Below are 6243 nucleotides of genomic sequence, written 5' to 3'. Positions count from 1 at the left end.
AGTTTTGATTTGACTTAATTCATAACATTTATTAACTGTTATATCTTATCCTCGTGAAGTCCGCAACCCCTTGAAAATGCTAAATTTGTAGCGAGTGAGTTTGCCCTTATGCTTTCCCTTGTGTTATATCCTTTTCCCTCATGTTACGAATGCTCACAAGGGCAAAATTAAGGGAAAGAAAATCCAGTAACAAATTATAACATGAAATGAAAATGGCAGGAAGAACGGATTGAAATGCTTTCAAAACTTTTAGAAAATTAAGGAAAGGACAGATAAGATATGAGATTGATTTATGCAAGATATAATCCGCAATGTAATAGCATAGATGTAACCACGTTTGAAAATGTAGTGCTTAGAATTGATTGCAATAAGGCAGAGGAAGGATTGAGAACTACTCCCGGCTCCCAGTGTTCGTTGAATGCTTTGGCTATTGATAATCCATTAGAATATGCAAGATTATACTTGGATGGAGAAATGCAAGTATGGGTTGATGCAGAGGATCGTTTAGATACGTGGTGATTTTGCTAATATAATATCATGATAGAGGTCTAGTACTAAAAATTCCAGAAAAATATATAGAACGTACGGTTATTCCATAATAAGAGGCAGGAATCTTAAGTTTCTAGATGTTTGAATTTTGCCTTAAGGTAAATAGAGAGGACACATTGATTTTTCAGTGTATCCCCTCTATTTAAAATTATTTTTAAATAGTTCTTGCACAAAAACAAATAGCATGCTAAAATCTATTTAAAGAAAGTTTTAAATAGGTAAAAGATATGGGAGAAACTAACATTTTTAAAGTATTGGCAGATAGCCAGCGAAGAGACATTCTTATTATGTTGAGAAATGAACGATTAAATGCCGGAGAGATTGCTGAAAAATTACAGATTACACCGGCTGCTCTTTCTTATCATTTAAAATTACTTAAAAACGCAGACTTGATATCTGAATATAAAGAGAAAAACTTTGTTTATTATGAAATCAACACTACGGTTTTCGATGAATTAATTATATGGGTTAACCAGTTTGGAGGAAAAAAAGTATGAAAAAAATAATGTGGATAGTAGCAATGATACCAGTTGTAGTTACAAGTGTTGTACTACAGTTTATGCCTGATATTATACCTATGCATCATGACTTGGAGGGAAACACTGACAGATGGGGAAGTAAAACAGAAAGCTTTATTTTTCCGGTAATTATTTTGTTTATTACACTGTTTTGGCACTTGCTAATCTATGTGTTTGAGAAAAAATCAAAAAATGCAAATACAGAAAAGGAACAGATGGAAACAAAATCTTCTGCAAAGGTATTATGTGTTGTAGGAATTTCGCAAGCAATCATGTTCGGGATTATGCATTATTTTATTCTTTATTCTTCTTGGATACAGGCAAATGCAGGTGGTGAACATGCGGTTATTGACATTGCAAAAGTTTCATGTATTTTGTGTGGTATTATATTTATTGTATTAGGAAATTTTATGACAAAGGCAAAACGAAATGCAGTAGTGGGAGTTCGAACCGTTTGGAGTATGCACAATGATAATACATGGAGAAAGAGTAACCGCTTTGGTGCAATATGTATTATTATTACGGGGTTATTGACTATCATTACAACCGTATTTACAAGTGGGATGACTGGCACAATCTTTATGTTGATTTATTTATTATTAGCAACAATTGTAACTGTGGTATACTCAAAAAAGATATATGATAAGGAAATAAAAAAATAATTTGTATCTTTATGCGAGAGGGTGAAATTCCAGTCTTTTACGGAGAGATAACAAACGAAGGGAGGCAATTGCCTCCCTTCGTTTGTTATCTACTCCTTCCACGGTTTGGTGGAGAATATGGTCTTGTTAACTCTCGCTCCTTTATGTCCTGTTTCTTAGATATAAGCCTATCGTGTAGAGACTGCGGCTTTTCTCCATACCGTTGTTTCCAATTCTTAAGGCTGTCCTGATAATCCCCATAAGCTGTCTCTGACTTATGAAATGCTTTGTAGAAGGCTTCCGCATTCTGATACCCGTATTCCTTTACGATATGGGATAATCGGGCTTTCATTCGGGAAATACGTTCCTCCAATCCGGCTATCTCTGTTGAAAGTTCGGAACGCCTTTTTGCTTTGAAGATACCTTTGCTGTCGGACAGTTCAATTTCAAGGTCACTTCGCTGTTTCTCGAGTGCAAAAATTGCTTTATTCTGTTCTTGCAGCTTTTGATAAATTTCGCATAAGTGCTTGTAAGAAACTGCTTCCGGTGATGGCTGTGGTCTTGGCGGTATGGCAGGCTTTGGTGTATCTGTCTGCTTTCTGCTTTCTTCTGGTACAGCTTTCTGCTCTTTGAAATCTGTGTTCTCCGGTCTTGCTTCAAGCTCTTTGGAAATTACTTTATCTGCAAGCTCCAGAGTTTTGAGAAATACTTTGGAGATTAACAGTTCTAATACTGCAATGGCAGTACCGATAATGGAAGATAACAGATTCGGTCTGTTTCCGTAAAGCCATACGGATTCCACAATCTTGTCCGTTATCCGTTCCTTTTTTATCTGCATGATTTCTGACTTGGAAACACCCGTTACAATCGCTCTGTCAACAGTCTGATTCCACAAGGTGCGTTTACTGTTGTCTGCCTCAATCTCGGTGGCTTTCGGATTGTTCTTACCAATCTTTTTGGTGGCAAGATACATACCGCCACGCTCAAAAACTTCTAACCGCTGGCTTTTATCCCACACATACTGATTGATAAGATTGGTATAATCCTGCTTGACGGTATCAAGGAAATTTTCAGCCTTGAAGTGTTTATCCTTAATGGAGAAAATCTGTCTTTCGTATACCTCACCTTTGTGAATCACCTTACATCTTTTACGGATATTTCCTTCTTCATCAAGTATCTCTTTCTTGGTGCGTACATGATTTCCCTTTTCGTCATAGAACATATTGCGGGTGGCAACCTTTTCTATGGGCTGTTCCAAGAGTGTACGCTCCGAAAAAATGAGATGGATGTGATAGTTGGTTTTCCGCTTATTGTGATGCAGGGCTGCGATACAGTCCGTTCCGTAAGTCTGTCTGAAATGGTCTGTAAATATCTGCAACAGTCTGTCTGGAGGATACTCCGTAAAAGATTCCGGCAGGGCTATGATCAATTCCCTTGCCTCAATACATTTCCCCTCCGTACCGCTTTTTTTAAATTCTGCCTGATTATATTTTGCAAGGTCAGTCCAAAAATTACGGTCTGTGGTTTCATATACCGCATACAGATTTTCCTGCTTCTTTGGGCTTGAAATATAATAAATTCTTCCCCGGACATTGTGGAGCTTCGTCATCTGAATAAATGAATTTCTTGGCATGTGCTTCCTCCTTTCCGTATCTGCCAAGTACGAAGCTGCAAGAAATGAGGATGGGAAACTTTCTAATGTGAAAGTGAGTAGGCTACATAGGTAGCCTGTCTACGAACATATCCGCCTGTCGGCGAAAGCTCCCAGCAGGGCGAAATACACAGAGTACAAATCGTAAGATTTGTGCGAGGGGTGTATTTCGCTCTCAAACGCCGAGGGCTTGTATAAAAAAGTTTCTTCCCCACTTCTTAAATTTCCGGTTGTATCTTAGAGGAAGCACATGGTATAATCTATTTGCGTGTAGGTATATCATGGCTTCGGTCAGATACATACCTTAGGGATGGTCTTAGGACTGTCCCTATTTAATTTGTCACATTTCTTGTGACAGCTCTGACATTTCCTTTGTCCCTTAAGTCCCTGCCTTCATTGGCGGTCATGAACTTTTCAAGCATATCCGTTTTGATAAGGACTTTCCGTCCTACCTTCAATACCGGAAGCTTTTTCCATTCTACCAGTTTCCGCAGGGTATTTCTGCCGATACCCGTATAGTCGGCAGCTTCCTCAATGGACAGTGCAATCTTCACTTCTGTCATTAAAACACCTCCTCTTGAATTGCATAATGCAATTTTGTGACTATGCCTACTATATAACTTTTATATCTTCTTGTCAAGCGTTACGAAATTTTAAAAGCAATTATTAACTTGCATATTGCAATGCTACTTTTACTGTGTTATACTTTAGCCATACCGAAAAAGGAGGCGTATCAGAATGAAAGATAAAGAATTACGCAAGTTAATCGGTAGCAGGGCAAAACAACGCAGACTGGAATTAGGTGTCAACCAGCCTTATATAGCAGAAAAGATGGGAGTTACCGCTTCCACCATACAGCGGTATGAGGCAGGAACGATTGACAACACCAAGAAGCTTGTTCTGGATGGTCTGTCGGAAGCACTTCATGTATCAGTGGAGTGGCTGAAGGGCGAGACGGAAGAAATGACAAGTGATGTTACGGATAAAAGGGAATTACAGATTCGTGATACCATGACTTCCATTCTCTCCAAACTGCCTTATGATATGAAGGCAGACGAAGCGGATTTTTCCAAAGATTTACTGCTGCTGATGTTGAAGGAATACGAATTATTCGTTGATTCCTTTCAATATGCCTGTAAGAATTTTAAAGGGAATACGGAAGATGCCACAATTGCAAAAGTAATGGGGTTTGAATCCAATCAGGAATATAATGAGATTATGTTCCTTAGGGAAATCACCCATACGGTAAACGCACTGAACGACATGGGCGACATTGTAAGGCTCTATTCCAAGAATCCCGAAACGGCAGCCGTAAGGCTTGCAAATCTTCTTTCAGAGAAAGACTCCGAACCGGTATAGATTAGACAACCGGAGTTATGATATACTTACACGCAGAAAGCATTTCATCAGTTCCGATTGTCGATATCGAAAGGAGTAACGATTATGGCAAAAGGTTCTGTAAGAAAGAAAGGCAAGAAATGGTACTACCGCTTCTATGTGGAAGATGCAAGCGGTAATCTGGTGCAGAAGGAATTTGCAGGTACGGAAAACAAAAGCGAAACGGAAAAGCTGTTGAGGCAGGCAATGGAGGATTATGAAGCCAAGCGGTTTGTTGCAAAGGCTGAAAACATCACACTCGGAGAGTTGCTTGACCTGTGGGCTGAGGAAGAATTAAAGACAGGCACATTGAGTAATGGAACGGTTGGCAATTATCTTCAGACAATTGGGAGAATCAAACAACACCCTATCAGCAAAAGGAAACTGAAAACGGTGACTTCGGTACACCTGCAGGAGTTTATGGATTTGCTCTCATTTGGAGGCACTGTGGGAGATTTTATATCAAAAGGATATTCCATTGATTATGTAAGGTCATTTTCAGCAGTATTGCAACAGTCATTCCGGTTTGCGGTATTTCCGAAACAGTTTATTACCTTCAATCCAATGCAGTATGTGGTGATGAGGCATAAAAAGGAAGAAACGGATTTGTTTGCGGATGAAACAGCCACAGACAGAGACAAGGTTAAACCGCTTTCCTTTGAAATGTACCGGAAACTGATTGAACAGCTTGGAAAACGAAGTGGGGATGCGATTCTTCCGGTTCAGATAGCATACTTTACAGGTCTCAGACTTGGAGAGGTAGCAGGTCTGACATGGCAGGATATCAACCTTGAAGAACAGTATCTCACTGTACGCAGGAGCATCCGCTACAATGGTGCTACCCATAAGCACGAAATCGGTCCGACAAAGTGGAAAAAGATCAGGGTTGTTGACTTTGGCGATACCCTCGCAGATATTTTGAGGAATGCAAAAAAGGAACAGCACAAAAACCGTTTTCATTATGGGGAACTCTACCAGCGGAATTTTTACAGAGAAGTAATGGAAAAGAATCGGGTGCATTACGAGTATTATCATTTGGGAATGACAGAGAATGTGCCGGAAGATTACACCGAAATCTTCCTTGTATGCTTAAGGGAGGATGGTTGTCTGGAACTTCCGGCAACCATAGAAACAGCCTGCCGGACAGCAGGAAGAAAAGTACCGGAGCTTGAAGGTTTCCATTTCCACACACTGAGGCATACCTACACGACAAACCTCTTATCCAACGGGGCTCAGCCTAAGGATGTGCAGGAACTGTTAGGACACTCAGACGTGAGTACCACCATGAATGTCTACGCCCATGCTACAAGGGAAGCAAAGCGGACTTCCGCAAGACTTCTTGATAAAGTGGCAGGCAACGATTAAACAACTGAATAATGAATTTTCCCTTGTAATTATCCCATAAGGGCAAAAACAAGGGAAAAGGATACATATATAGAATTTTCAATGGCGGGAAGCCTTGAAAATAGGGGAAAGTTAAGAGAGTTAATAGATAAATTCAAGTTTG

The 6243-nt window shown here is 39.7% G+C and carries 7 protein-coding genes; 5 read left to right on the top strand and 2 right to left on the bottom strand.

Annotated features, from left to right (window positions below; all coding sequences use genetic code 11):
* The first annotated feature begins 279 nt into the window (after positions 1-279).
* The 3 genes from DWV68_RS14190 (at position 280) to DWV68_RS14180 (ending at position 1729) form a co-directional block, all read left to right on the top strand.
* Complete coding sequence (locus DWV68_RS14190) at positions 280-519, top strand: DUF6061 family protein (RefSeq protein WP_005604353.1); 240 nt, start codon at positions 280-282, stop codon at positions 517-519.
* 257 nt (positions 520-776) lie between these two features.
* Entirely contained in the window at positions 777-1046 is a 270-nt protein-coding gene (locus tag DWV68_RS14185) for an autorepressor SdpR family transcription factor (RefSeq protein ID WP_005604351.1), read from the top strand.
* Positions 1043-1729: an SdpI family protein gene (locus tag DWV68_RS14180; RefSeq protein WP_105309369.1), complete on the top strand. Its 687-nt coding sequence runs from the start codon at positions 1043-1045 to the stop codon at positions 1727-1729. Before DWV68_RS14185 ends, DWV68_RS14180 begins: the two co-directional genes overlap by 4 nt.
* A gap of 85 nt (positions 1730-1814) precedes the next feature.
* On the opposite strand, the gene DWV68_RS14175 is transcribed toward DWV68_RS14180, so the two are convergent.
* Both DWV68_RS14175 and DWV68_RS14170 read right to left on the bottom strand, forming a co-directional pair.
* Positions 1815-3341: a MobA/MobL family protein gene (locus tag DWV68_RS14175; protein WP_105309368.1), complete on the bottom strand. Its 1527-nt coding sequence runs from the start codon at positions 3339-3341 to the stop codon at positions 1815-1817.
* Between the two features lie 350 nt (positions 3342-3691).
* Positions 3692-3922, bottom strand: a complete 231-nt coding sequence (locus tag DWV68_RS14170; protein WP_005604346.1) for a helix-turn-helix domain-containing protein — start codon at positions 3920-3922, stop codon at positions 3692-3694.
* 175 nt (positions 3923-4097) lie between these two features.
* Here DWV68_RS14170 and DWV68_RS14165 point away from each other — a divergent pair, with 175 nt between their 5' ends.
* Both DWV68_RS14165 and DWV68_RS14160 read left to right on the top strand, forming a co-directional pair.
* Positions 4098-4718 carry a helix-turn-helix domain-containing protein gene (locus DWV68_RS14165; RefSeq protein WP_005604344.1) on the top strand — a complete coding sequence of 207 codons (621 nt, stop codon included), beginning with the start codon at positions 4098-4100 and terminating at the stop codon, positions 4716-4718.
* 84 nt (positions 4719-4802) lie between these two features.
* A complete protein-coding gene (locus DWV68_RS14160) occupies positions 4803-6101 on the top strand; it encodes a tyrosine-type recombinase/integrase (protein WP_118056810.1) in 1299 nt (432 codons plus the stop codon).
* Positions 6102-6243: the final 142 nt, after the last annotated feature.

It is taken from the genome of Roseburia sp. AF12-17LB, assembly GCF_003479605.1.
GTDB lineage: Bacteria > Bacillota > Clostridia > Lachnospirales > Lachnospiraceae > Roseburia_C > Roseburia_C amylophila.
Note: the sequence above shows the minus strand (reverse complement) of the source record. Positions and strands in the feature narration are given on the sequence as shown.

Coding starts and splice junctions, on each gene's coding strand:
- DWV68_RS14170 (WP_005604346.1), bottom strand. CDS start 3,922: ATGACAGAAGTGAAGATTGCACTGTCCATTGAGGAAGCTGCCGACTAT.
- DWV68_RS14160 (WP_118056810.1), top strand. CDS start 4,803: ATGGCAAAAGGTTCTGTAAGAAAGAAAGGCAAGAAATGGTACTACCGC.
- DWV68_RS14175 (WP_105309368.1), bottom strand. CDS start 3,341: ATGCCAAGAAATTCATTTATTCAGATGACGAAGCTCCACAATGTCCGG.
- DWV68_RS14185 (WP_005604351.1), top strand. CDS start 777: ATGGGAGAAACTAACATTTTTAAAGTATTGGCAGATAGCCAGCGAAGA.
- DWV68_RS14165 (WP_005604344.1), top strand. CDS start 4,098: ATGAAAGATAAAGAATTACGCAAGTTAATCGGTAGCAGGGCAAAACAA.
- DWV68_RS14180 (WP_105309369.1), top strand. CDS start 1,043: ATGAAAAAAATAATGTGGATAGTAGCAATGATACCAGTTGTAGTTACA.
- DWV68_RS14190 (WP_005604353.1), top strand. CDS start 280: ATGAGATTGATTTATGCAAGATATAATCCGCAATGTAATAGCATAGAT.